This is a genomic window from Cohnella suwonensis (genome assembly GCF_042655365.1).
Taxonomy (GTDB): Bacteria; Bacillota; Bacilli; order Paenibacillales; family Paenibacillaceae; genus Cohnella; species Cohnella suwonensis.
On record NZ_JBHSMH010000001.1, the window covers coordinates 109410 to 133295 of the forward strand.

At 57.5% G+C, this 23886-nt stretch carries 19 protein-coding genes and 3 tRNA genes; 18 read left to right on the forward strand and 4 right to left on the reverse strand.

Annotated elements, in window-relative coordinates; genetic code table 11:
* Nucleotides 1-23 precede the first annotated feature (23 nt).
* From ACFPPD_RS00530 to ACFPPD_RS00565, 8 genes are all read left to right on the forward strand, one after another.
* Nucleotides 24-1277: an LL-diaminopimelate aminotransferase gene (locus ACFPPD_RS00530; protein ID WP_209747625.1), complete on the forward strand. Its 1254-nt coding sequence runs from the start codon at nucleotides 24-26 to the stop codon at nucleotides 1275-1277.
* 292 nt (nucleotides 1278-1569) lie between these two features.
* The gene (gene pyrR / locus ACFPPD_RS00535; protein WP_209747627.1) at nucleotides 1570-2124 is read left to right on the forward strand and encodes a bifunctional pyr operon transcriptional regulator/uracil phosphoribosyltransferase PyrR; all 555 of its coding nucleotides are present in this window, start codon (nucleotides 1570-1572) and stop codon (nucleotides 2122-2124) included.
* An 80-nt stretch (nucleotides 2125-2204) separates the two neighbouring features.
* Nucleotides 2205-3509, forward strand: a complete 1305-nt coding sequence (locus ACFPPD_RS00540; protein ID WP_209747629.1) for a dihydroorotase — start codon at nucleotides 2205-2207, stop codon at nucleotides 3507-3509.
* 12 nt (nucleotides 3510-3521) lie between these two features.
* Entirely contained in the window at nucleotides 3522-4667 is a 1146-nt protein-coding gene (locus ACFPPD_RS00545) for a carbamoyl phosphate synthase small subunit (RefSeq protein ID WP_209747631.1), read from the forward strand.
* Entirely contained in the window at nucleotides 4654-7872 is a 3219-nt protein-coding gene (carB, locus tag ACFPPD_RS00550; protein ID WP_209747633.1) for a carbamoyl-phosphate synthase large subunit, read from the forward strand. The genes ACFPPD_RS00545 and carB overlap by 14 nt, the downstream gene beginning before the upstream one ends.
* Before the next feature lie 76 nt (nucleotides 7873-7948).
* The gene (gene pyrF / locus ACFPPD_RS00555) at nucleotides 7949-8689 is read left to right on the forward strand and encodes an orotidine-5'-phosphate decarboxylase (protein WP_209747635.1); all 741 of its coding nucleotides are present in this window, start codon (nucleotides 7949-7951) and stop codon (nucleotides 8687-8689) included.
* Complete coding sequence (gene pyrE / locus ACFPPD_RS00560; RefSeq protein WP_209747637.1) at nucleotides 8686-9333, forward strand: orotate phosphoribosyltransferase; 648 nt, start codon at nucleotides 8686-8688, stop codon at nucleotides 9331-9333. Before pyrF ends, pyrE begins: the two co-directional genes overlap by 4 nt.
* 65 nt (nucleotides 9334-9398) lie before the next feature.
* Nucleotides 9399-9803, forward strand: coding sequence for a hypothetical protein (locus ACFPPD_RS00565; protein ID WP_209747639.1), 405 nt, complete (start codon nucleotides 9399-9401; stop codon nucleotides 9801-9803).
* A 478-nt stretch (nucleotides 9804-10281) separates the two neighbouring features.
* Here ACFPPD_RS00565 and nagZ read toward each other — a convergent pair whose 3' ends face one another.
* On the reverse strand, nucleotides 10282-11640 hold the full coding sequence (gene nagZ / locus ACFPPD_RS00570; protein ID WP_378080990.1) for a beta-N-acetylhexosaminidase: 1359 nt from the start codon (nucleotides 11638-11640) through the stop codon (nucleotides 10282-10284).
* 72 nt (nucleotides 11641-11712) lie between these two features.
* Nucleotides 11713-13374 (reverse strand): glutamine--tRNA ligase/YqeY domain fusion protein, encoded by a 1662-nt coding sequence (locus ACFPPD_RS00575; protein ID WP_378080992.1) that lies wholly within the window; start codon nucleotides 13372-13374, stop codon nucleotides 11713-11715.
* Nucleotides 13375-13565: 191 nt separating this feature from the next.
* Between ACFPPD_RS00575 and ACFPPD_RS00580 the strand changes: the two genes are divergently transcribed.
* From ACFPPD_RS00580 to ACFPPD_RS00625, 10 genes are all read left to right on the forward strand, one after another.
* Nucleotides 13566-14342, forward strand: coding sequence for an ABC transporter ATP-binding protein (locus ACFPPD_RS00580; RefSeq protein WP_209747644.1), 777 nt, complete (start codon nucleotides 13566-13568; stop codon nucleotides 14340-14342).
* Complete coding sequence (locus ACFPPD_RS00585; RefSeq protein ID WP_209747646.1) at nucleotides 14302-15411, forward strand: efflux RND transporter periplasmic adaptor subunit; 1110 nt, start codon at nucleotides 14302-14304, stop codon at nucleotides 15409-15411. Before ACFPPD_RS00580 ends, ACFPPD_RS00585 begins: the two co-directional genes overlap by 41 nt.
* A 3-nt stretch (nucleotides 15412-15414) precedes the next feature.
* The gene (locus ACFPPD_RS00590) at nucleotides 15415-18330 is read left to right on the forward strand and encodes an ABC transporter permease (RefSeq protein WP_209747648.1); all 2916 of its coding nucleotides are present in this window, start codon (nucleotides 15415-15417) and stop codon (nucleotides 18328-18330) included.
* A gap of 3 nt (nucleotides 18331-18333) precedes the next feature.
* The gene (locus tag ACFPPD_RS00595; RefSeq protein WP_209747650.1) at nucleotides 18334-19224 is read left to right on the forward strand and encodes an ABC transporter ATP-binding protein; all 891 of its coding nucleotides are present in this window, start codon (nucleotides 18334-18336) and stop codon (nucleotides 19222-19224) included.
* Nucleotides 19221-20777, forward strand: a complete 1557-nt coding sequence (locus ACFPPD_RS00600) for an ABC transporter substrate-binding protein (protein WP_209747652.1) — start codon at nucleotides 19221-19223, stop codon at nucleotides 20775-20777. Before ACFPPD_RS00595 ends, ACFPPD_RS00600 begins: the two co-directional genes overlap by 4 nt.
* 146 nt (nucleotides 20778-20923) lie before the next feature.
* Complete coding sequence (locus ACFPPD_RS00605; protein ID WP_209747654.1) at nucleotides 20924-21088, forward strand: hypothetical protein; 165 nt, start codon at nucleotides 20924-20926, stop codon at nucleotides 21086-21088.
* Nucleotides 21089-21177: 89 nt separating this feature from the next.
* Nucleotides 21178-21357: a YycC family protein gene (locus ACFPPD_RS00610; protein ID WP_209747780.1), complete on the forward strand. Its 180-nt coding sequence runs from the start codon at nucleotides 21178-21180 to the stop codon at nucleotides 21355-21357.
* Nucleotides 21358-21431: 74 nt separating this feature from the next.
* Nucleotides 21432-21508: transfer RNA gene (locus ACFPPD_RS00615), tRNA-Met, on the forward strand.
* 22 nt (nucleotides 21509-21530) lie between these two features.
* A tRNA-Ile gene (locus ACFPPD_RS00620) sits at nucleotides 21531-21607 on the forward strand.
* 61 nt (nucleotides 21608-21668) lie between these two features.
* Nucleotides 21669-21757, forward strand: a tRNA-Leu gene (locus ACFPPD_RS00625).
* 150 nt (nucleotides 21758-21907) lie between these two features.
* Here ACFPPD_RS00625 and ACFPPD_RS00630 read toward each other — a convergent pair.
* Both ACFPPD_RS00630 and ACFPPD_RS00635 read right to left on the reverse strand, forming a co-directional pair.
* Entirely contained in the window at nucleotides 21908-22780 is an 873-nt protein-coding gene (locus ACFPPD_RS00630; protein ID WP_209747656.1) for a carbohydrate ABC transporter permease, read from the reverse strand.
* A 15-nt stretch (nucleotides 22781-22795) separates the two neighbouring features.
* Nucleotides 22796-23665 carry an ABC transporter permease gene (locus ACFPPD_RS00635; protein ID WP_378081023.1) on the reverse strand — a complete coding sequence of 290 codons (870 nt, stop codon included), beginning with the start codon at nucleotides 23663-23665 and terminating at the stop codon, nucleotides 22796-22798.
* Nucleotides 23666-23886 lie beyond the last annotated feature (221 nt).

Below are 23886 nucleotides of genomic sequence, written 5' to 3' on the forward strand. Positions count from 1 at the left end.
AGATACACGAGGAGTGTCGTTAAGTGAGCGTAGAAAAATACCAATCCACTTTCATCCAAGAGCAATTCGCTAGCCGCATCGGCGGTTCCAACTACGGCAAAGACACGAACATCTATAAATTCGAGAAAATCAAACGGGCGAAAGCGGCCGCGCGCAAAGCGTTCCCTGACGTCGAACTGATCGACATGGGCGTTGGCGAGCCGGACGAAATGGCGGATGCGGGCATCGTTGCCAAATTGGCCGAAGAAGCGGCGAAACCGGAAAACCGCGGCTACGCGGACAACGGCATCGCGGAATTCAAAGAAGCCGCGGCTAAATACTTGAAAGAAGTGTTCTCCGTCGACGGCATCGACGCCGAAACGGAAGTGTTGCACACGATCGGCTCCAAGCCTGCGCTCGCGATGTTGCCGTCCGTGTTTATCAATCCGGGCGACGTAACGATCATGACGGTTCCCGGCTACCCGGTCATGGGCACGCACACGAAATACCTCGGCGGCGAAGTGTACAACATCAAGCTGACGAAGGAAAACAACTTCCTGCCGGATCTCGACGCCATTCCGGAAGACATCGCAGAGCGCGCGAAGCTGCTGTACCTGAACTACCCGAACAACCCGACGGGCGCCGCGGCTACGGCTGAATTCTTCGCTAAAGCCGTCGCATGGGCGAAGAAGTACAACGTCGTCGTCGTTCACGATGCGCCTTATGCCGCTTTAACCTACGACGGAGTGAAGCCGCTTAGCTTCCTTTCCGTACCGGGCGCGAAAGACGTCGGCGTCGAGCTGCACTCCTTGTCCAAATCTTACAACATGACCGGCTGGCGGATCGGCTTCATCGCGGGCAACCCGCTGATCGTTAAAGCGTTCGGAGACGTGAAAGACAACAACGACTCCGGCCAATTCATCGCCATCCAAAAGGCCGCGGCTTTCGGACTCGCGAACCCGCAAATCACGGAGGCGATCTCTGCGAAATATTCCCGCCGCCACAATATGCTGGTCGCGGCGCTGAACGAAATCGGCTTCAAAGCCGAGAAACCGAAAGGCTCCTTCTTCCTGTACGTGGAAGCGCCGAAAGGCATCGTCGGCGGACAACGCTTCGAGACGGCGGAAGACTTCTCGCAATACCTCATTCGCGAGAAATTGATCTCCACCGTGCCATGGGTCGACGCTGGCCATTTCGTGCGTTTCTCCGTGACGTTCATCGCCCAAGGCGAGGCGGAAGAAGCCCGCGTCATCGGCGAGATCAAACGCCGTCTGACGGACGTCCAATTCGAATTTTAATCGCATCGAATAGGGTTCGAAATTCTTGACACACCGTGTCGAACGTGGGATAATATTTGTTAATGAACGGGTACCTTTAAATCAGTCCAGAGAGACTGGCAAGGTGGCGCAGCGTTGACTCATATTCCGGTACGACCATCGGCATGCCGCGCGGATTTTATCCGCCAATCGGACATGTAGATCGGTCGCGCGATTCCGTGAATATCCTCATCTGACTGAATGCTCCTTGCGTATGTCGCAAGGAGCTTTTTTATTGCGAAAGTTCGCGATTATGTCTAGAAGGAGGTTCGAGATGTCAGAATCCCGCGTCATCATGGACGAATCCGCCATTCGGCGGGCGCTTACTCGCATCGCCCACGAGATGGTCGAGAAGAACAAGGGCATCCACGGCTGCGTGCTGATCGGCATCCGAACGAGAGGCGTCTACTTGGCCAGGCGCCTCGCGGAGCGAATCCTCGATATCGAGGGTCAACCGATCTCCGTAGGCGAGCTGGACATAACGCGCTATCGCGACGATAGGCCTTACACCGCGGAAGCGGCCGCACCGGACGAAGAGCTGAAGCGGCTCGTGAAGGATAAGAGAATCATCCTGATCGACGACGTTCTCTACACCGGCCGCACGATACGCGCGGCGCTGGACGCGCTCATGGATTGCGGCAGGCCGCAATCGATCCAATTGGCCGTCCTCGTCGACAGAGGCCACCGCGAACTGCCGATTCGGCCGGATTACGTCGGCAAGAACGTCCCGACGTCGCGGCACGAGCAGATCGAGGTGTCTCTCGAAGAAATCGACGACAACGACTTCGTCACGATATTGCATCCGCGAGAGGCGGAAGTCGGACAATAACTCAAAGCGTACCCACTTCAACGAACCTGAGTCCGTCGCACACAACCGAACACATACGAGCAGAGGAGGCGCTTGGGAAGATGTCCACTTGGATACTTAACGCAATGAAATGGAACCCGGAAACGGGCACGACCGAACGAAAGCACGTACGGGTTGAGGGCGGCGTCATCGCCGAATGGCGCGATGGCTCCGAGACGCCGAACATGGACGGCGCACAAGTCGTCGACGCGAAGGGCAAGCTAATCTCGCCGGGATTGATCGACATGCACGTGCATTTGCGCGAGCCGGGATTCGAATACAAGGAAGACATCGCCAGCGGAACGGCTTCCGCGGCGAAAGGCGGCTACACGACGATCGCGCCGATGCCGAACACGCGGCCGGTCATGGATACGCCTGACACGATCAAATACGTGCTGGACAAAGCGGCTACGGAAGGCGTCGTGCGCGTCCTCCCTTACGCGGCGATCACGAAGAACGAGCTGGGACGCGAATTGACGGATTTCGCCGCCTTGAAAGAAGCGGGAGCGATCGGCTTCACGGACGACGGCGTCGGCGTGCAGAACGCGCAAATGATGAAGAACGCGATGGCGCTCGCCCATTCGCTCGGCATGCCGGTTATCGCCCACTGCGAAGACGATTCGCTCGTCGAAGGCGCGGCGGTAACCGAAGGGGCGTTCTCCCGCAAGCACGGCTTAAAGGGCATTCCGAACGAATCGGAAGCGATTCACGTCGGACGCGACATTCTGCTGTCGGAAGCGACGGGCGTGCATTATCACGTTTGCCACGTCAGCACCGAACAGTCGATCCGGTTGATCCGGCTCGGCAAACAGATCGGCGTGAACGTCACGTCGGAAGTATGCCCTCACCACTTGTTGCTATCGGACGAAGACATTCCCGATAACATAGATACGAACTGGAAAATGAATCCTCCGCTTCGAACGCCGAAAGACGTCGAAGCTTGCATACAAGCGCTCGAGGAAGGAACGATTGATATTATCGTCACCGACCACGCGCCGCACAGCGAGGAAGAGAAAGCCCGCGGCATGGCGCGCGCGCCGTTCGGCATCGTCGGATTCGAAACGGCGTTCCCGCTGCTTTACACGAAGTTCGTGCGCACGGGACGTTGGACGCTCGACTTCCTGATCGGCAAAATGACGAGCAAGCCCGCGGAAATTTTTAAGCTACCCTACGGCACGCTAGCCGTCGGCGCTCCCGCCGATCTGACTCTGATCGATCTCGAAGGCGAACGCGAAGTCGATCCGGCATCGTTCCTCTCCAAAGGACGCAACACCCCGTTCGCGGGTTGGAAGTTATACGGCTGGCCAGTGCTGACGATGGTAGGCGGCAACGTGGTATGGACCGAAGAGAACGGCATTAACCGCTAAGGAGTGATTGGGATGCAAGCAAGATTACTGTTGGAAGACGGCACGTTGTTCACGGGCCAAAGTTTCGGCGCCGAAGGCGGTTCCGTCGGGGAAGTCGTGTTTAATACCGGGATTACCGGCTATCAAGAGGTGCTCTCCGATCCGTCCTATTGCGGCCAAATCGTCACGATGACGTATCCGCTTATCGGCAACTACGGCATTAACCGCGACGACTTCGAAAGCATTCGTCCATACATCCACGGCTTCGTCGTTCGTCGGCACGAGACCGTGCCGAGCAACTGGCGCGCGCAATACACGATCGATCATCTGTTGAAAGAATACGGCATCGTCGGAATCAGCGACATCGACACTCGCATGCTGACCCGCATTCTTCGCCAACACGGCACGATGAAGGGCATTCTGACGACCGGCGCCGAGAAAGTCGAAGAGTTGAAAGAGCGTCTTGACGCCTCTTCCTTGCTTCGCGACCAAGTCGCGCGTACATCGACGAAATCGCTGTTCTCCAGCCCGGGCGAAAAAGAACGGATCGTTCTGATCGACTACGGCGCGAAGAGCGGCATTCTGCGCGAGCTGACGAAACGCGGCTGCGACGTCGTCGTCGTCCCGCAAGACGCGACGGCGGAAGACATTCGCCGCTTGTCTCCGGACGGCATCCAGCTGTCCAATGGCCCGGGGGATCCGAAAGACGTGCCTCACGCGGTCGAAACGATCCGCGAGCTGATCGGCCAATATCCGATCTTCGGTATCTGCCTCGGACACCAATTGTTCGCCCTCGCTTGCGGCGCGGACACGGGAAAGCTGAAATTCGGCCACCGAGGCGGCAACCACCCGGTCAAGGAATTGGAATCCGGCCGTTGCTTCATCACGTCCCAGAACCACGGCTACACGGTCGTCGAAGAGTCGATCGCGGGAACGGAGCTTGAAGTGACTCATATCAACAACAACGATAAAACGATCGAAGGCTTGAAGCATAAGAAATATCCGGCCTTCACGGTGCAATACCATCCGGAAGCGGCTCCGGGACCGTACGACAACAGCTACTTGTTCGACCGGTTCCTGCAAATGATTAGAGACAACAAGATCGCCAACCCGGAACGTCCGCGGCAAGCCCAATTGTCGGAGACGCTGAGAGGAGAGCTGCAGTATGCCCAAAAATAATAAACTCAAAAAAATTCTCGTTATCGGCTCCGGCCCGATCGTCATCGGACAAGCGGCGGAATTCGACTACGCGGGCACGCAAGCTTGCCAAGCGCTGAAAGAAGAAGGCATCGAAGTCGTGCTGATCAACAGCAACCCGGCGACGATCATGACCGATACGAACATCGCGGACAAAGTATACATCGAACCGATCAACCTCGAGTTCGTCTCTCAAATTATCCGCCAAGAGCGTCCCGACGGCTTGCTGCCGACGCTAGGCGGCCAAACCGGCCTGAACATGGCCGTCGAACTCGCTCGCGCCGGCGTGCTGCAACAAGAGAACGTGAAGCTTCTCGGCACGCAGCTTGACGCGATCGAACGCGCGGAAGACCGCGACTTGTTCCGCGAATTGATGAGGGAGCTGGAACAACCGGTTCCGGAGAGCGACATCGTCACGACGGTCGAAGCGGCGGTAGACTTCGCGAACGGCCTAGGTTATCCCCTCATCGTTCGTCCCGCTTATACGCTGGGCGGCACGGGCGGAGGAATCGTCGCGAACGAAGATGAGCTTCGCGAAACGGTAGCGAACGGAATCCGCTACAGCCCGATCGGTCAGTGCTTGGTAGAGAAATCGATCGCCGGCATGAAAGAAGTCGAGTACGAAGTCATGCGCGACGCGAACGATAACTGCATCGTCGTCTGCAACATGGAGAACTTCGACCCGGTCGGCGTCCATACCGGCGACAGCATCGTCGTGGCGCCTAGCCAGACGTTGTCCGACCGCGAGTACCAAATGCTTCGTTCCGCGTCGCTCAAGATCATCCGCGCGCTGAACATCGAAGGCGGCTGCAACGTACAGTTCGCGCTCGACCCGCAAAGCTATCAATATTACGTCATCGAAGTCAACCCGCGCGTCAGCCGTTCTTCGGCGCTCGCTTCCAAAGCGACGGGCTACCCGATCGCGAAGATGGCCGCGAAAATCGCATGCGGCTACACGCTCGACGAGATCGTGAACCCGGTTACGGGCCAAACGTACGCTTGCTTCGAACCGACGCTGGACTACATCGTATCGAAAATCCCGCGCTGGCCGTTCGACAAGTTCACGTCGGCCAACCGCAAGCTCGGCACGCAAATGAAAGCGACCGGGGAAGTGATGGCGATCGGACGCACGTTCGAAGAGTCGATCCATAAAGCGGTTCGTTCCCTCGAAATCGGCGTTCATCGCATCTACTTGAAAGGCGCGAACGAGCTTTCCGACGAAGTACTCACGATCCGCCTCGTGAAACCGGACGACGAGCGCATGTTCCTGATCGCCGAAGCGTTCCGCCGTGGCTGGACGCTGCAGCACATTCAAGATTTGACGAACGTCGACTGGTGGTTCCTCGACAAGATCGAGCGGATCGTGCAGTTCGAGGACGTTATCCGCCGCGAGCCGGCGCTGGCGCCCGAGACGTTGTACAAAGCCAAACGCATGGGCTTCACCGACCGCGCGATCGCGGAACTTCGCGCCGAAGGCCACCCTGCGGCGGCTTTGACGAAAGAAGGCGACGTGCGCGCCCACCGACTGTCGCAAGGACTGAAGCCGGTTTACAAAATGGTAGACACGTGCGCCGCCGAGTTCGAAGCAACGACGCCTTACTACTACTCGACGTACGAGACGGAGAACGAAGTTCTTCCGAGCAAAAAAGAGAAAATTATCGTTCTCGGCTCCGGGCCGATCCGGATCGGCCAAGGCATCGAGTTCGATTACTCGACGGTCCACGCCGTCTGGGCGATCCGCAACGCGGGTTACGAAGCGGTCATCATCAATAACAACCCGGAGACGGTATCGACGGACTTCAGCACGTCGGACCGCCTGTACTTCGAGCCTTTGTTCTTCGAAGACGTCATGAACGTCATCGAAGAAGAGAAGCCGATCGGCGTTATCGTGCAATTCGGCGGCCAGACTGCGATCAACCTGGCGGCGCCGCTCTCCAAAGCCGGCGTACGCATTCTCGGTACGTCGCTCGAAAGCATCGACGAAGCCGAGAACCGCAAGAAGTTCGAAGCCTTGCTGAGCAAGCTGAACGTTCCTCAACCTAAAGGAACGACGGTCACTTCCGTCGGCGAAGCGGTCGGCGCGGCGCATGAGCTGGGCTACCCGGTTCTCGTTCGCCCGTCGTATGTCCTCGGCGGACGCGCGATGGAGATCGTATACTCCGACGAAGAGCTTCTCTCCTACATGGAAGTCGCGGTCAAAATCAATCCCGAACATCCGGTACTGATCGACCGCTACATGTTAGGCAAAGAAATCGAAGTCGACGCGATCTGCGACGGCGAGACGGTGCTTATCCCGGGCATCATGGAACACGTCGAAAGAGCGGGCGTTCACTCCGGCGACTCGATCGCCGTGTATCCGCCGCAATCGCTTTCGGACGATATCAAGCAACAAGCGATCGACATTACGATCAAGATCGCCAAAGAACTGAAAACGATCGGTCTCGTCAACATCCAGTTCGTCGTCTGGCAAGAGAAGGTGTACGTCATCGAGGTTAACCCTCGCTCGTCGCGTACGGTTCCTTTCCTCAGCAAGGTGACGAAAATCCCGATGGCGAACTTGGCGACCCAAGCGATCCTCGGCAAAAAACTGACGGACCTAGGCTACCAAGAAGGGCTGTGGCCTGAAGACGAATTCGTCTCGGTTAAAGTGCCGGTATTCTCCTTCGCGAAGCTGCGCCGCGTCGACCCGACGCTGACGCCGGAAATGAAATCGACCGGCGAAGTCATGGGACGCGATCGCTATTACGCGAAAGCCTTGTACAAAGGTCTCGTAGGCTCCGGCATGAAAATCCCGAATTCGGGATCGATCATCGCTACTGTCGCCGACAAAGACAAAGATGAAGCGATCGAAATTCTGAAGGGCTTCTACAACCTGGGCTATAAGCTGATGGCCACGGGCGGAACGGCCGACGCTCTCGAAGCGGCGGGCTTGAAAGTACGCCGCGTGAACAAGCTGTCCGACGGATCGCCGAACATTCTCGATCTGATCCGTACCGGCCAAGCGCAATTCGTCGTCAATACGCTGACGAAAGGCAAAACGCCGGAGAGAGACGGTTTCCGTATCCGCCGCGAAGCGGTAGAAAACGGCGTCGTGTGCTTGACGTCGCTCGATACGGTCAGCGCGCTGCTGAACATGCTGCAGGCGCTTCGCTTCTCCAGCGAGCCGATGCCGGCTTTCCAATCTTAATAAGCGTTAGGCGCCCGGTCCCCGAGCTTCAGGGGGATCGGGCTTCTATATGAAAAGAGCTCGAGGAGGAATATCGATGACCGTTTTGACGCGTGAGCAAGCGGCAAGCAAGATCATGGTGGCGCTGGACAAGCCCGATGCCGACGCGGCATTGGCGCTCGCCGCCGGCCTTCAGGGGGCGGGCTGCTGGATGAAGGTGGGGATGGAGCTGTTCTACGCGGCCGGTCCTTCCGTCGTCCGGGAGCTGAAAGCGAGAGGCTTCCGTATTTTTCTCGACGTGAAGATGCACGATATTCCGAACACCGTCCGCGGCGGGGCGCGCAGCATCGCCAGGCTCGGCGTGGATTTGTTTAACGTCCATGGCGCCGGCGGCGTCGCGATGATGAGAGCGGCCGCGGAAGGCGTAAAGGAAGCCGTCGAATCCGGCGATGCGGCGAGCGTGCCGATCGTCATCGCGGTTACGCAGTTGACGAGCACGAGCCAGTCGGTGCTGAATGAACAGATCGGCATCGCCGGTACGATCGAAGAAGCGGTCGTTCGCTACGCCCGGCAAGCCCGGGAAGCGGGACTGCAAGGCGTCGTCGCGTCGCCGTTGGAAGTTGCCGCGATCAAAGCCGCGTGCGGCGGCGACTTCCTGACGGTCACCCCGGGCATTCGGCCGGCATGGGCCGAGACCGGCGACCAATCGCGCATCACGACGCCGCGCGACGCGGTCGTCGGAGGCACGGATTATCTCGTGATCGGCCGTCCGATCTCGGGCGCGAGCAAACCGGCGGAGGCGCTGGACAACATTTTGAAGGAGATGACCGAATCATGAGCCAAATTACTTTGGAGCAACTTCCGTCCCATATCGCGGGCAACCTGTTGGAAATCGGCGCCGTAGCCTTGCGTCCGAACGAGCCGTTCACGTGGACTTCCGGCATCATTTCTCCGATCTATTGCGATAACCGTCTGACGATGAGTTATCCCGAGATCCGCGAAGCGATCGCGGAAGGCTTCGCGACGCTGATCCGCGAGCACTACCCGGACGCGGAAGTGATCGCGGGCACGGCGACCGCGGGTATTCCCCACGCCGCATGGGTGGCGCAGAAGCTGTGCTTGCCGATGGCCTATATCCGCGACAAAGCGAAGGGACACGGCAAACAAAATCAAATCGAAGGCCAGATCAAGGAAGGACAGAAGGTCGTCGTCATCGAGGATTTGATCTCGACGGGCGGCAGTTCTTTGAAGGCGGCTCTCGCGGTCATCGAAGCCGGAGCGGAAGTGCAGAGCGTGCTGGCGATCTTCACCTACCAGTTCGCGAAGGCGGAAGAAGCGTTCCGCGACGAGGGCATCGAGCTGCGTACGCTCTCCAACTACAGTGCGCTCGTAGACGAGGCGGTGCGCCGCGGTACGATTAGCGCGGACGACGTGAGCTTGCTTCAATCGTGGCGGGAAAGCCCGGAAACTTTCGGTAAATAACATAGTGAAATTATCCAAGACCTATGCTAGTATTGGTTCAAGAGAACCAATAAAGGGGTCTTCATATGCCGAACGAACTACTGGTGGCCCACTGTCCCGATTGCGGCAACGTATTCCAAAAGAACATACGCAACTTATGTTCCGACTGCGCTGTCCGGATGGACGAGCAGACTCAGGCGATCGAGCGTTATCTCGTTCGTAATCGGATGGCGAGCAACGAAGAATTGGCCGCGGCCGCTTCGATTTCGACACGCAAGCTGCGCAACTGGATCCGATCCGGCCGGCTTAACGTATTTCATTATCCGAACCTGATGGACGAATGCGATCTTTGCTCTTCTCCGATCCGCAAAGGGCATCTGTGCCATTCTTGCGCGGGAAGAATCAACGACGACATCGAGCGGACGTTCGAAAGGGAACGCGTGCAGAAAGAACGTTTGCGGGCGGCGAGCAGCTACATTTTCCGAAACTAGAAGTCCGCGCGAGCGCGGATCTACGAAAGCCCATTCTACGGCGATTAGCCGTTCGAATGGGCTTTTATTCGTTTATAAGACGCTCTGTCTATTATCCCTTTCGCTCAGGTTGCGGCCAGTGCAATCGTTGAGGAGAACGGCTCTAGCCACTATCCCTTTTGCTCAGGAAGGGGACGGGGTTACCGATTGTTGAAATGACTATGCCCACTATCCCCTTTACTCAGCCTAAAAAAGGGGGGAGGGGACTGTCGCCTCCATCGAGACTGATCAAGGGGGATAGTAACGCAAGGGAAGCGAGCATATGTACCTTCGAACAGTAGCCTGAGCTACGGGGATAGTGGCTATAGGGAATGGCGCGAATACCCCTCGAACCGCAACCTGAGCGAAGGGGATATTGGCGATAGCGATTCCCGCGGCGATGCCCCCGTACGTTTCCTGAGCGAGAGGGATAATGGCCCGACGAGACCACGGCAGTGTATTACTTGCCGCTTGCGCCGTTAACTTCTTTCAGCCACGAACGGATCGCCGCGTTGGGAACGTCGGACGCTTTCGGAATGGCGACCGGGTCGTCGGTCAGGCGATACTTCGTCTTCAGCGCTACGATGCGCGCCACGCTTTGGTCGATGCGGGCCTCGCTGATCCGGCCGGATCGCACGGCTTGCAGAAGCTTGTCGTAGACGGACTTCGCCGCGTCATAGCCGTGGGCGACGAGAAGGATGTCGCTGCCCGCTTCGACGGACTTGACCGCCGCTTCGGAGATGCCGTAATGGTCGGAGATCGCGCCCATCGTCAGGTCGTCCGTGATGACGACGCCGTCGTAACCGAGCGTGCCCCGCAATTGCTGGCCGATGATCACTTTAGAGAATGAGGCGGGAGCATCCGGATCGATTTTCGGAAACAAAATATGCGCGACCATGACGGCATCGGCATTATCGGCGATGGCGGCTTTGAACGGCACCCATTCCATCGCTTTGAGCTGCTTGGTCGTCTTATTGACGACGGGTAAGTCCAAGTGCGAATCCACCGCCGAATCCCCGTGACCGGGAAAATGCTTGACGACGCCGATCGTTCCGCCTTCCCGCAGTCCCTGCATGACCGCGAGTCCCATCCGGGTCACGACGTCGGCTTTATTGCCGAACGCCCGATTGCCGATGACGGGATTCTTCGGGTTGCTGTTGACGTCGAGCACGGGTGCGAAGTCGACGTTAATGCCAAGCATCGTCAGTTCTTCGGACAACAAAGCGCCCATCCGTTCGGCGAGCTCCGGTTGACCAGTCCGCCCGACTTTGGCAGCGTCCGGCATGGCGACGAAGTCGGCGGGCAGTCGGCTTACCCTTCCGCCTTCCTGGTCGACGCTGACGAACAGGGGTACGGGGCTATCCTCGTTCGCTTTTTTCAGTTCGTTAACGAATCTAGCCGAACCGGTCAACCCGGAAAAGTTGTTTTTAAACAAGATGACGCCGCCGACGCGTTGTTCGGCGATCATTTTGTTAGCGGAGGTATCGAGTTTCGTGCCTTCGACGCCCGCGAGGATCATCTGTCCGACTTTCATTTCCAGCGACATGCCGCGAACGATCGCTTCGACTTCTTCGCCGGGAACGGTTGCGCCGGCGGATGACGTCGGAGAAGGGGGCGTCGTTTCGGGCGTCGCGGTCGGCGTAGGCGAAGGAGGAGTTTCGGTCGGCGAGGCGGACGAATTGGAGGAAGCGGTCGGTTGGCTTGAGACGGACGCTTGCGGAAAGCCGTCCGGAGAAGCGTTCGAACAGGCGGCTGTTCCTAGTAGCAACGTCAAGCAGATGCCGAAGACGGCGAACGATAAGCGAAGTGGGTTGATCATAAGCGAAGAGCTGTCCTCCTTATGAAAAGACTCCCGGGTTTCCGTGAGGAAAACGCGGGAGTTCTGTGCGGATTAGACTTCGAACGAGCTTTTGAGAGAGACGATGCGGTTAAACACGAGGCGTTCCGGCGTCGTGTCTTTCGGATCGACGTTAAAGTAGCCGTGACGGAAAAATTGGTATTTGTCCCCGCCTTCGGACGATAACAAGCCTTTCTCGACGAAACCGTTCAACGTCTCGAGAGAGTTCGGGTTCAGGTGATCGAGGAACGACTGGCCTTCTTCCTCCACGTCGTCCGTGATGAGCGGCTCGTACAATCGGAACTGAGAGGGAACGGCGTTAGACGCTTCGACCCAGTGGATCGTTCCTTTGACTTTGCGGCCGGTAAAGCCGGAACCGCTCTTCGTCTCCGGATCGTACGTGCAACGGAGCTCGATCGCATTGCCGTCGGCGTCGCGGACGACTTCCTCGCACTTGATGAAATAGGCGTGCTTCAGGCGCACCTCGTTGCCGGGGAATAAGCGGAAATACTTCGGCGGCGGATTATCCATGTAATCGTCGCGCTCGATGTAGATTTCGCGGGAGAACGGAATTTGGCGATGTCCCATTTCGGGATTCTCCGAGTTATTCTCCGCGTCCAACCATTCGACTTGGCCCTCCGGATAGTTCGTGATGACGACCTTCAACGGCTGAAGGACGGCCATCGTGCGAAGAGCTTTGAGTTTCAGATCCTCGCGGATGAAATGCTCCAGCATCCGTTCGTCGACGACGCCGTAGCTCTTGGCGACGCCGATCTCGCGGCAGAACGCGCGGATCGCTTCCGGCGTATAGCCTTTCCGGCGAAGCCCGGAAATCGTCGGCATGCGCGGGTCGTCCCAGCCGTCGACGGCTTTCTCGTCCACGAGTTGCTTGAGCTTTCTTTTGCTCATGACGGTGTTCGTCAGGTTCAGGCGCGCGAACTCGTATTGGCGAGGCGTCCAAGGCATCTCGCATTCCCGGACGACCCAGTCGTAGAACGGGCGTTGGTCTTCGAATTCGAGCGTGCAGATCGAATGCGTCACGCCTTCGATCGCATCTTCGAGCGGGTGCGCGAACGCGTACATCGGGTAGATGCACCATTCGTTGCCCGTGTTGTGGTGATGGGCGTGAACGACGCGGTAAATGACCGGATCCCGCATGTTGATGTTCGGGGAACCCATGTCGATCTTCGCCCGCAGCACTTTCGTGCCGTCGGCGAATTCGCCTTCCTTCATGCGGCCGAACAGGTCGAGGTTCTCCTCGACGGAGCGGCCGCGGAACGGGCTTTCTTGGCCCGGGGCGGTCAGCGTGCCCCTCGACTCGCGGATTTGTTCGGCTGTCTGGTCATCGACGTAGGCGAGGCCTTTGCGAATGAGCCGTTCGGCGCGAGCGTACATTTCCCCGAAGTAGTCGGACGCGAAGAACAAGCCGTCCCACTCGAAGCCGAGCCACTCGACGTCCTTCTTGATCGATTCGACGTACTCGACGTCTTCCTTGACCGGGTTCGTATCGTCGAAACGCAAGTTCGTTCTTCCTTTGAACTCGTCGGCAAGCTCGAAGTTGAGGCAGATGGACTTCGCGTGCCCGATATGCAAGTAACCGTTGGGCTCGGGCGGGAAACGGGTAACGACTTCTTTCGTTCTCCCGGAGGCGAGATCCTCGGCCACGATGTTTTTGATGAAATTCGATGACGGCGTCTTAGTTTCCAAGCGAACCAACCTTCCTCACAGATCAAAGTATATCTTCTAATAATACACAAAACCGACCGTGCTTATAAAGGGCTAGAGCAAAAATTGGCGAAATGACGAATCGTGGACATAAAAAAATGATAAAGCGTTCATTTTGCCGTAACTTTTCTAATCAAAGTCTCGTTATAATCAAAGAAGAGATTGGTAAGGGAGGAAAAGGCATGCTGTCATGGTTGGGCCTGGGCTCGGCGGCGGAGGAAGAGATCGTTCAAGCCGAGAAGCCGGCGCGGGATACGGAGACGGCCGGTCTTGCCGCCCTCGGGGAGCCGCTGCTGACCGTCGGCAACGTGGAACGATCGTTCGACGTGGGAAGCCAGCAAATCCGCGTCCTGAAAGGGATCAACCTGAGCCTGTATCCGAAGCAGCTCATCATGTTGAGGGGAAGATCCGGCTCGGGCAAGACGACGCTCATGAACTTGATGGGAGGTCTAGATACGCCCACGAAAGGCGAAATATTTTTCAAAGGGCGACCGTTCCACAAATGGGATGACGACAAGCGCACGGAAGTGCGCAGGAAGGATATCGGCTTTATTTTCCAAGCGTACGCGCTCATGCCTCTATTATCCGCTTACGAGAACGTCGAGCTTTCGCTCCGCATGGCGAATACTCCCCGCGCGGAGTGGAAGCCGAGAATTACCGCTTGCCTCGATCTCGTCGGTTTGACGAAGCGGATGCACCATCGGCCGTTCGAGCTATCGGGGGGAGAGCAGCAACGGGTCGCGATCGCGAAGGCGATCGCCCATAAGCCCAGCCTCTTGCTCGCGGACGAGCCGACGGCGGAATTGGACAGCCAGATGGCCGCGCAAGTGATGCAAGTATTCAAGGAAGTCGTCGCCGCGGAGAACATGACGATCTGCATGACGACGCACGACCCTACGATTATGGAGGTAGCAGACCATGTCTATGAAATGGTGGACGGCGTATTCGTCGGCCAATAACACTAGCGTCGCCAAACGGAAAAACCGCAAAACCGCGACTCTGCTCGCCGCGTTGGCATTGTCCGTCGCGTTGACGGGATGCAGCCTGTTGCCGAGCGAACCGGAAGAAGAAGATTTGTCGGCGATCCAGCTTCCGAAAATTTCGGAAAAGCCGAAATACGACGTCGAATCGAAGACGTTGGAGACGACCGTTCAAGGCTCCGGCAAGATCATGTCCACGCAGGAGAAGTCGCTCTATTTTACGCTTGAAGGCAAGCGTCTCAAGAAATTGTACATACAGCCCGGAGCCGACGTGGAAGCCGGTCAGACGATCGCCGAGCTCGACGTCGACGACATGAAGAAACAATTGCGCAACCAGACGCTGGCGTTCAAGAAGACGGAACTGACGATGAAGCAGACGCTCCGCAACAAGGACGAGATGGACCCGATCGAATTCGAGCAGGCGATGCTCAGCTTCGAGGAATCGAAGCAGGCGCTCGCCGACATGCAAGAGGATATCGACAAAGCGGTGCTGGTCGCGCCGTTCTCCGGCAAAGTCGTCTCCCTACCGGTTCAGGAAGGCGCGCAGATCAAAGCTTACGATACGATCTGCATCGTGGCGAACCCGAGCAGCCTCGTCGTGGCGGCGAGCATATCGAAGGACGATCTCGCGAAGGTTGCGCTCGGTATGGAAGTGCGCGTCGACATCAATAGCGCCGGTCAAGTGAAAGGCAAAGTGAAGCAGCTCCCGATCCCGTCCGCGGACGGTCAGAACGGCAACGGCGGGAACGGCGGCCAAGGCAACAAGCCGGAAAGCATCAACGATTTTACGCTTATCGAAGTGGCGGACATGCCGAAGACGGTCGTGAGAGGTACGCCTTTGTCGGTATCCGTTATCGTCAATAGGAAGGAAAACGCGACGACGATTCCGCTCGCCGCGCTCCGGACGATCGGGGTTCGCACGTACGTGCAGGTGGCCGAGGCGGACGGCAGCAAACGCGAGGTAGACGTGGAAGTCGGCCAACAGACGTCGACGGACGCGGAAATCATCAGCGGGTTGACGCCGGGACAGAAAGTCGTAGGTCGTTAAGCGATGAACGCTCTCATTCGTTTTCTTTTTCGCAAAATGTGGAACACCCGCTGGATGACGCTGAGCACGCTCGCGGGTTTGCTTGTCGCGGTCGCTTTCACGACAAGCATTCCGATCTACGCGGACGGCGCATTGAAACGAGTCGTCTCCCAGTCGTTGCAAGACAACAGCGAAGGTCTTCCGGCGGGTTCGCTGCTCATTCGTTACCAATCGACGGACGGTCAAACCGACCTGGAAAGCTTCAAAGCCGTCGATAAGTATATTCGCCAAGACGTTCCCGCCGATATCGGATTCCCAGTCGAAGCCAGCCAGCGGAGCTTGACGCTTCGCAGCGCGGAAGTGTCGCCTGAGGATCCGAAGACGGTGGACGCGAGCCGTACGCGCAAGCTGACGCTCGCCGCGTTCAGCGGCCTCAAGGAGCAGACGGAAGTCGCCGGCGGCAAGTGGTTCGCGGACCGCGCCGAAGCGGACGGCACGCTGCAGGCGGTCATGATGGAGGAGGCGATGTTCCGCAACGACCTTCACGTCGGCGACGTGCTGCTGTATCCGGTTTCCGGAAGCGGAGACCGGAGCTTGCGCATCCAGATCGTCGGCTCCTTCAAGGCGCTCGACGAGAACAGCCCGTATTGGTACCAAGGGCTCGAAGGAACTCTGAACAACGTCTACATCGCGGACGACGCGTTCGTGGAGGACGTGTCGGCTAAGCTGAAACTCCCGATTCAAATGGCCGGTTGGTATGCGGCATACGATCTTCGGGAGATCAAGACGAGCCAGTTGTCCCCGTTAACGGGCAAGCTGAACCGCATCGATATCGAAGCATACAAGTTATTGAAAGAAACGCACGTCGAGCTGTCGTTCGCGGATATGCTCGGCGACTTCCGCCGCAGCAGCATCCAGCTCCAGACGTTGCTGTTCACGCTGGCGGCGCCGATGATCGCGATGGTGTTCTACTTCATCACGATGAACGCGCAGCAAGCGCTCGAGAAGCAACGTTCCGACATCGCGGTACTTCGCAGCCGCGGAGCGAGTACGAGACAGGTGTTCCTACTGTTCCTGCTGGAGGGCGCGCTGCTCGGCATCGTCGCGTTACTCGTCGGACCGTTCATCGGCTGGTTCATGGCCAAGAGCATCGGTTCGGCGAGCGGGTTCCTCGAGTTCGTCGACCGTAAGGCGATACCCGTCGGCTTCTCGACGGACGGCATTCTCGCCGGCCTGGCCGCCGTGCTCGTGGCGATCGGCGCGGCGCTCATCCCGGCTCTCGTGTTCACGCGCACGTCGATCGTCGACTACAAGAGACAGATCGCGAGGGGAGACCGCAAGCCGTTCTGGCAGAAATGGTTCCTCGACGTCATCTTGCTCGGCGTGGCCGGCTACGGCTGGTATTTGTTCAACGAACGGCAAATGGTCAGCTTCAAAACCGGCGTCACGACCGACCAACTGAACGTGCAGCCTTTCCTGTTCTTCGTTCCCGCCTTGAGCATCTTCGCGGCGGGGCTCGTGTTCCTGCGGTTGTTCCCGCTCATTCTGAAGCTGCTCAACGCGATCTGGAAACGGATCCTTCCGGTTCCGTTCTACTTGACGCTCACGCAATTATCCCGTTCGTCCAAATCGTACTATCCGTTGATGATCCTGCTCATTCTGACGCTCGGACTCGGCGTCTACAATTCTTCCGCCGCCCGCACGATCGGCCTGAACTCGGAAGAGCGTATCATTTACAAGTACGGCTCCGACGTCGTCGTGAAGACGGTGTGGGAAGGCCAAGCGGAGTATAAGCCCACGCAGCAGCAAGGTAATGGCGGCAACGGAGGCAACGGTGGAAATGGCGGCGGCAACGGAGGCGGGGGCAGTGGGGGGAACGGCGGCAACGGCGGGAACGGCGGCAACGGCGGGGGCCAAGGCTCGCGACCGACGCCGACCCGGATCAATTATAACGAGCCTCCGTTCGAAGTATTCCGTTCGTTGCCTGGCGTCGAGCATGCGGCCCGCGTCCTTCAGACGAAGAGCAGCTTGACCGTGTCCGGCAAGACGGCGGGTCAGACGACGATCATGGGCATCGACAACGTCGATTTCGCCCGCGTCGGATGGCTGCGCAAGGACATGTACAATATCAATCCTTACAAGTATTTGGCTTGGCTCGGCCAAGTGCCGGAAGGCGCGATCATCTCGTCCAACGTCGCCAAGAAATTCGATCTGAAGCGCGGAGATACGGTATCGACGGTCATTCAGGAGCAGCAGATCGAGTTCATCATACTCGATATCGTGTCGTATTGGCCGAGTTTGTACCCGGATCAAGCGCCGTTCCTGATCGCCAACTTGGATTACATTTACGATCAAGTGCCTCTTATCCCGTACGACGTCTGGCTGAAGATGGAGCCGAACGCGAAGACGGCGCCGATCATTCCGGCGCTGCAGGCGAAGGGCATCGAAATCGCGTCCATCGACGACATGAGAAGCGAGCTCGTCACGCAAAGCAAACACCCCGCGAGGGGCGGCGTGTTCGGCATTCTTAGTCTAGGCTTCCTCGTGACCGTTATCGTCTCGCTGTCCGGCTACGTGCTGTTCTGGTTCTTTAACCTGTCGCGCAGGGTCGTGCAGATCGGCATTCTGAGGGCGATGGGGCTTTCCCGCAAGCAACTGACGGGAATGCTGCTTCTCGAGCAGGTGTTCACCGCGGGCTTGTCGATCGGGCTCGGCATCGGTATCGGAAAAGTCACGAGTATTCTGTTCTTGCCTTTCCTGCAGACGACGGACAATTCCACCGATCAGGTGCCGCCGTTCAGGGTCATCTTCGAGGCAACCGACACGATGAGGCTGTACATCGTCGTCGCGGTCATGATGAGCATCGGCGTGGCGCTCTTGATTACCCATATCCGGCGCCTGAAGGTTCATCAAGCCGTCAAGCTGGGAGAAGAGAGGTAAACGATGATTCAATGCGAAGGGCTCGTCAAGATTTACAAAGCCGACGACTTGGAGGTCGTCGCCCTGCAAGGGCTGAACCTCTCCGTTAAGCCCGGCGAGATGATGGCGATTATCGGCAACAGCGGCAGCGGCAAGTCGACGCTGCTCAACATTCTCGGCGGGCTTGACCGTCCGTCCGCCGGGCAAGTAAGAGTCGGGCCGTGGAATCTGCTGAAGGTGGACGACGAAGCGCTCGTGAAATACAAGCGCGACACGGTCGGGTTCATCTGGCAGAACAATGCCCGCAACCTGCTTCCATTCTTGACCGCGCTCGAGAACGTCGAGATGCCGATGATGTTCTCCGGCAAGCTCGATAGGTCGTACGCCAAGCAACTGCTCGAGTGGGTCGGACTGAAGGAAAGGATGCACAACAAGCTGCAGCAGCTCTCGGGCGGCGAACAGCAACGCGTCGCGATCGCCATTTCCTTGGCGAATCGGCCGCAATTGCTGCTCGCCGACGAACCGACAGGCTCCGTCGATTCCAGGACGTCGGACATTATCATGGATATTTTCCGCAAGTTCAACAAGGAACTCGGGGTGACGATCGTTATCGTAACCCACGACTTGTCTCTCGCGGGCAAGGTCGACCGGGTCGTCGCCATCCGCGACGGACTGACGAGCACGGAATTCATCAAACGCAACCCGAACCTGGATTCGGCGGTTTCCCTGTCCGGCGGACAGACGCCGGAAGAAGCCCACGAAGCGTTCGTCGTCGTGGACAGGGTCGGCCGCCTGCAAATTCCGAAAGAGTATTTAAGCGCCTTGTCGATCGGCGATAAGGCGAGCATGGAGTTCGACGGAGACAAGATCGTCATCACGAAACCGAAATCATTGGAGGGGGACCAATCCGCATGAACAAGAAAAAGATGACCCGCAAATGGATATTGTCCGGAATGGCGCTGAGCTTGCTCGTGCCGACGCTGGCGGCGTGCAGCGCCGACAAGGGCAAGGATTCCGACGTCCGCCGGACGCTCCGCATCGGCACGATGTCCGGCAGCAAGCAAGACGAAGTCTGGTTCCGCCAGCAGTTCACGGACATGTTCGAGCTGACGCACGACGGCATAGACATCGAGATCGTACCGGCGATCGACTATACGGAAAATCAATTCGAAGACCAATCGAAGCAGCAAGAGCAGCCCGATCAGATGGAGAAGGTCAAAGCGATCATGACGGGCGCCAATCCGGTCGACGTTATGATTTTCGACATGAGCATGCTTTCGCCTCTCGTGAACGAGAACTTGCTGAAGCAGCTCGATCCGCTCATGAAGGAAGACGAGATCGACGCGAACGATTTCGTGCCGGCGGTCATCGACGGCATCAAGGAGCAAGGCAACAACTTCGTCTACGCGCTTACGCCGACGTTCACGCCTTCGGCCTTATACTATAATAAGAAGCTATTCCAGAAAGTCGGCGCGGAAGTGCCGAAAGACGGCATGAGCTGGGACGAAGTGTTTAATCTCGCGCGCAGGATGAAGTCGGGCACCGGCAAAGACGCGGTATTCGGCTTCAGCTTTAACCAATGGGGCGCAAGCGAGAGCTTCTGGGACGTGCAAAACTACGCGGCTCCGCTTCAACTGAAAATGTTCGACGACAAAGCGGAGACGATGACCGTCAACACGCCTCAGTGGGAAGCGGTATGGAAGTCGGTCGCGGACTTGTACAAAGACCACGTCACGCCGCGCCAGGAAGACATGAACGCGATGTACGAGCAACCGGCGGACGGTAAAGTCATCAACAATCCGTTCCAAGGTCAGCTGTTCCTGAACGGCAAAGTGGCCATGACGATCGGCGGCTACGACATGATCAACCAAATCGAGCAATTGAACAACAACGCCGATAAGTTAAAGCTGGAGAAGCTCGATTGGGACGTCGTCACCGTTCCGTTCCATGCTGGCCACGAAGGCGTCGGCGGTAGCATCTACTTGAACAATCTGTCAGGTGTCAACGCCAAAGCGGCGAATCCGGAAGACGCTTGGGAGTTCGTGAAATTCATGAACGGCAAGGAATGGTCGAAGCTGAAAGCCCGCAGCACGTACGAAATGCCGGCTCGCAAGGAATTCGTGAAAGTACGCGACGGCATGAACTACAACGTCGACGCGTTCACGAAAATGAAGCCGGCGCCGATGCTGCAATCTTCCCTTAAAGAGCAAAAGCTGTACCGCGACAAGCCGAACCTGTACATGGTGACGGAGCTCGGCAACCGGTTCTACGGCGAAGTGATCCAAGGCAAGAAGTCGGTCAAAGAAGCGTTGGCGGCTTGGGAGACGAAAGGCAACGACTTGCTGCAAAAAATCAAAACGAACCCGAAAGGCCAGATCGACGGCGTGTTCGACGACGTGTACGGCGGCGGCGACGGCGGCATTATCATCGACAAGCGCGCGGTGGAAGCGGCTGCGGGCGTGGGTTGAACGACGTCTAAGAGCACTGATCCTCTTTAACAGAACGAACCGCATCTCCCGTCGACGGGGGACGCGGTTCGTTTTTTTCGCGGGGAACGCGGGCATCCTATGATCATCCACGGTTTACACGAAAAGGAGATCGAGGAGGAACGATGATGAAATGGGTGTATTGGTCGAGGCTGTACGACAGCAAATTCCAGGCGGGGTGCTTGCTGCAGCGAATGGAACACGACAGCTGGGTGTTCGGGGTCGAGGTGCCCCGGGAAATCGAAGTATTCCGTTCGAAGAAAGGAAAATACGGCGTGCGTTACGTTCCTTGACGGAACCGGCGGCTTCGGGTGTTGGCTAGAAGCTCTTCCTGTGCTAAGCTGAGACGAGAATAGCGCAATGGAGGGGAACGTACATGAGCATGCGCAGAATGCCGTTATCCGCGGAGACGGCCGTGAAGCTGGCTGCTTACATGAAGGTGCCGCTCGAGCATCTGATGCATATGCCGCAGCATATTTTGCTTCAGAAGCTAGCGGAGATGGCGAAGTCGCAGACGGACGACGAACAGAAAAATTCGGAAAGCTCGGATAAAAAACAATAATATATGTTGACGGCTACCCGTCCGGTATAGTATATTATTCCTTGTCGCCAAATAAGCGCGACATGTTCAGATGACGCGGGGTGGAGCAGCCCGGTAGCTCGTCGGGCTCATAACCCGAAGGCCGCAGGTTCAAATCCTGCCCCCGCAACCAACCTTTTCTCTGGCCGAGATTAGGGCCTTTAGCTCAGTTGGTTAGAGCGGTCGGCTCATAACCGATTGGTCGGGGGTTCGAGTCCCTCAAGGCCCACCACGAGTTCTACGGTGATCTTGCATTTATACGGTTTCGCTTCGCTAGACCGATAGTCCATCATGCCGGGATGGCGGAATTGGCAGACGCACAGGACTTAAAATCCTGCGGTAGGTGACTACCGTACCGGTTCGACCCCGGTTCTCGGCACCACAACTTACTTTTACGAATCGAATCCTTTCTCACCCCGTCCGCCTCGCGCGGATAGCGGAGAGAAAGGATTTTTTGGTTTTTGTCACTACGTTATAACGACAAAGAACAGGGCCATCCCTTATCGGGATAGCCCTGTAAACGTCTCGCCGATTATTCCTTCACCGCGCCGATCGAGATGCCTTTCACGAAGTAGCGTTGCAGGAACGGATAAGCGATCAAGATCGGCAATGCGCCGATGAAGATTTGCGAAGCGCGGATCGTCCGCTGCGACATGTTGGCGACCATCGCCGCGTCGAATTTCGTCATGTCGGCTTGCACGATGATCGTCTGCATGAAGCTGGCGAGCGGAAGGTTTTCCGATTCTTTAATGTAGATCAGACCGTCGAAGTAGGCGTTCCAGTGGCCGACCATCGTGAACAAGGAAACGGTCGCGATCGCGGGCAGCGAGATCGGCAAGTAGATTGTCGCGAACGTTCGCAGGTGGCCGGCACCGTCGATGAAGGCGGCTTCCTCGAGATCTTTCGGCACGTTGCGGAAGAAGTTAAGGAGCAGAATGATATTGTACACGGCGACGAGTCCCGGCAGAATGAGCGCCAGCAGCGTATCCATCAGTCCGAGCTTTAGAATGAGGATGTAGCCGGGAACGAGACCGCCGTTGAACAGCATCGTGAACACGAAGTACCACATATAGACGTTGCGTCCGCGGAAGACGCACGTTTCTTTGGACAGCGCGTACGCGGCCGCGGTGTTGACGAGCAAGGCGAGGGCCGTGCCGAATACCGTCCGCTTGACGGATACCCATAGCGATGACAGGAAATTCGCGTTATCGAACGTTTTGGCGTATGCCTCGAAGGTGAATCCTTTGGGCCAGAACGTAACGAGCCCCGCGTTGGCGGGAGCCGTCGAGCTGAGCGAGACCATGAGCAGATGGAACATCGGCAACAAACAGCCGATCGCGATGAGCCCGAGCAAAGTATTATTCATGATGGTGAACAGCCGATACGGCAGCGTTTTGTGATACATGCGAGGACTCCCTTTCTAGAAGATGCGGTAACCGGCGAACCGGTTGGCCAGCCGGTAGGAGATGACGATCAGCACGAGACTGATCATCGACTTGAACATGCCGACCGCGGTCGCGAAGCTGAATTGACCGCTCAGAAGACCTTCCCGGTAGACGAACGTGTCGATGATGTCGCCTTGGCGATAGATCATCGGGCTGTACAAGTTGAACACTTGGTCGAAGTTGGCGTTCAGCACGTTGCCCAGCGCCAGCGTCGCGACGACGACGGCGATCGGCACGAGCGACGGCACGGTAATATACAGCGTTTGCTTCCAACGGCTCGCGCCGTCGACTTCGGCGGCTTCGTACAAGGAAGGGTTAATGCCGGCCAGCGCCGCCAGGAAGATGATCGTGTTAAAGCCGAATTCCTTCCACACGTCGCTGAACACGATCGTCAGCCGGAACCAAGCGCCGTCGCCGAGGAAGAAGATCGGCTTGATGCCGAACGCGTTCGACAGGAATTGGTTCACGAGCCCGGTCTGCGCGAGCACGTCGATCAGAATGCCGGACAGCGTCACCCAGCTAAGGAAGTGAGGCAAGTATACGAGCGTCTGGATCGCGCGCTTGTAGCCCATTTTCCGAACCTCGTTCAGCAGGAGCGCGAAGACGAAGGGAATGATCAGGTTCAGCACGATCTTCGAACCGGCGAACAGCAGCGTGTTCCACGTGATATGGATAAAATAATCGTTCTCGAACATGTAGCGGAAATGCTTCAGCCCGACCCACGGGGAGTGGGTGAATCCGAGCGCCGCCTTGTAATCCTGGAAGGCCATGACGATACCCGCCATCGGCACGTAGCAGAATACGAACACGAGCAGCGCGGCCGGCAGCACCATGAAATGAAGCATCCACGATTGCTTGCTGCCGAATGTTTTCGTCGCGCGCGACGAAGCCTTGATTGTCGGTTGTAATGCGGTTTTCGCGTCCATCGCTCTCTCCCGTTCCTGAAAATCTCATTTGTGTAACTCGTCGATCCCTGCTATTAATAGTATCAACAAGGACTTAGGGCGAACTATATGACTTTGTTAGGATCGATAGTGTTTTATTAGGAACGACTGCCGGGGGGAAC

What these genes read in the sequence shown, in the direction of transcription:
- pyrR (WP_209747627.1), top strand. Translation starts at nt 1,570, where the DNA reads ATGTCAGAATCCCGCGTCATCATGGACGAATCCGCCATTCGGCGGGCG.
- ACFPPD_RS00540 (WP_209747629.1), top strand. Translation starts at nt 2,205, where the DNA reads ATGTCCACTTGGATACTTAACGCAATGAAATGGAACCCGGAAACGGGC.
- ACFPPD_RS00545 (WP_209747631.1), top strand. Translation starts at nt 3,522, where the DNA reads ATGCAAGCAAGATTACTGTTGGAAGACGGCACGTTGTTCACGGGCCAA.
- carB (WP_209747633.1), top strand. Translation starts at nt 4,654, where the DNA reads ATGCCCAAAAATAATAAACTCAAAAAAATTCTCGTTATCGGCTCCGGC.
- pyrF (WP_209747635.1), top strand. Translation starts at nt 7,949, where the DNA reads ATGACCGTTTTGACGCGTGAGCAAGCGGCAAGCAAGATCATGGTGGCG.
- pyrE (WP_209747637.1), top strand. Translation starts at nt 8,686, where the DNA reads ATGAGCCAAATTACTTTGGAGCAACTTCCGTCCCATATCGCGGGCAAC.
- ACFPPD_RS00565 (WP_209747639.1), top strand. Translation starts at nt 9,399, where the DNA reads ATGCCGAACGAACTACTGGTGGCCCACTGTCCCGATTGCGGCAACGTA.
- nagZ (WP_378080990.1), bottom strand. Translation starts at nt 11,640, where the DNA reads ATGATCAACCCACTTCGCTTATCGTTCGCCGTCTTCGGCATCTGCTTG.
- ACFPPD_RS00580 (WP_209747644.1), top strand. Translation starts at nt 13,566, where the DNA reads ATGCTGTCATGGTTGGGCCTGGGCTCGGCGGCGGAGGAAGAGATCGTT.
- ACFPPD_RS00585 (WP_209747646.1), top strand. Translation starts at nt 14,302, where the DNA reads ATGTCTATGAAATGGTGGACGGCGTATTCGTCGGCCAATAACACTAGC.
- ACFPPD_RS00590 (WP_209747648.1), top strand. Translation starts at nt 15,415, where the DNA reads ATGAACGCTCTCATTCGTTTTCTTTTTCGCAAAATGTGGAACACCCGC.
- ACFPPD_RS00595 (WP_209747650.1), top strand. Translation starts at nt 18,334, where the DNA reads ATGATTCAATGCGAAGGGCTCGTCAAGATTTACAAAGCCGACGACTTG.
- ACFPPD_RS00600 (WP_209747652.1), top strand. Translation starts at nt 19,221, where the DNA reads ATGAACAAGAAAAAGATGACCCGCAAATGGATATTGTCCGGAATGGCG.
- ACFPPD_RS00605 (WP_209747654.1), top strand. Translation starts at nt 20,924, where the DNA reads ATGAAATGGGTGTATTGGTCGAGGCTGTACGACAGCAAATTCCAGGCG.
- ACFPPD_RS00610 (WP_209747780.1), top strand. Translation starts at nt 21,178, where the DNA reads ATGCGCAGAATGCCGTTATCCGCGGAGACGGCCGTGAAGCTGGCTGCT.
- ACFPPD_RS00630 (WP_209747656.1), bottom strand. Translation starts at nt 22,780, where the DNA reads ATGTATCACAAAACGCTGCCGTATCGGCTGTTCACCATCATGAATAAT.
- ACFPPD_RS00635 (WP_378081023.1), bottom strand. Translation starts at nt 23,665, where the DNA reads ATGCTTCATTTCATGGTGCTGCCGGCCGCGCTGCTCGTGTTCGTATTC.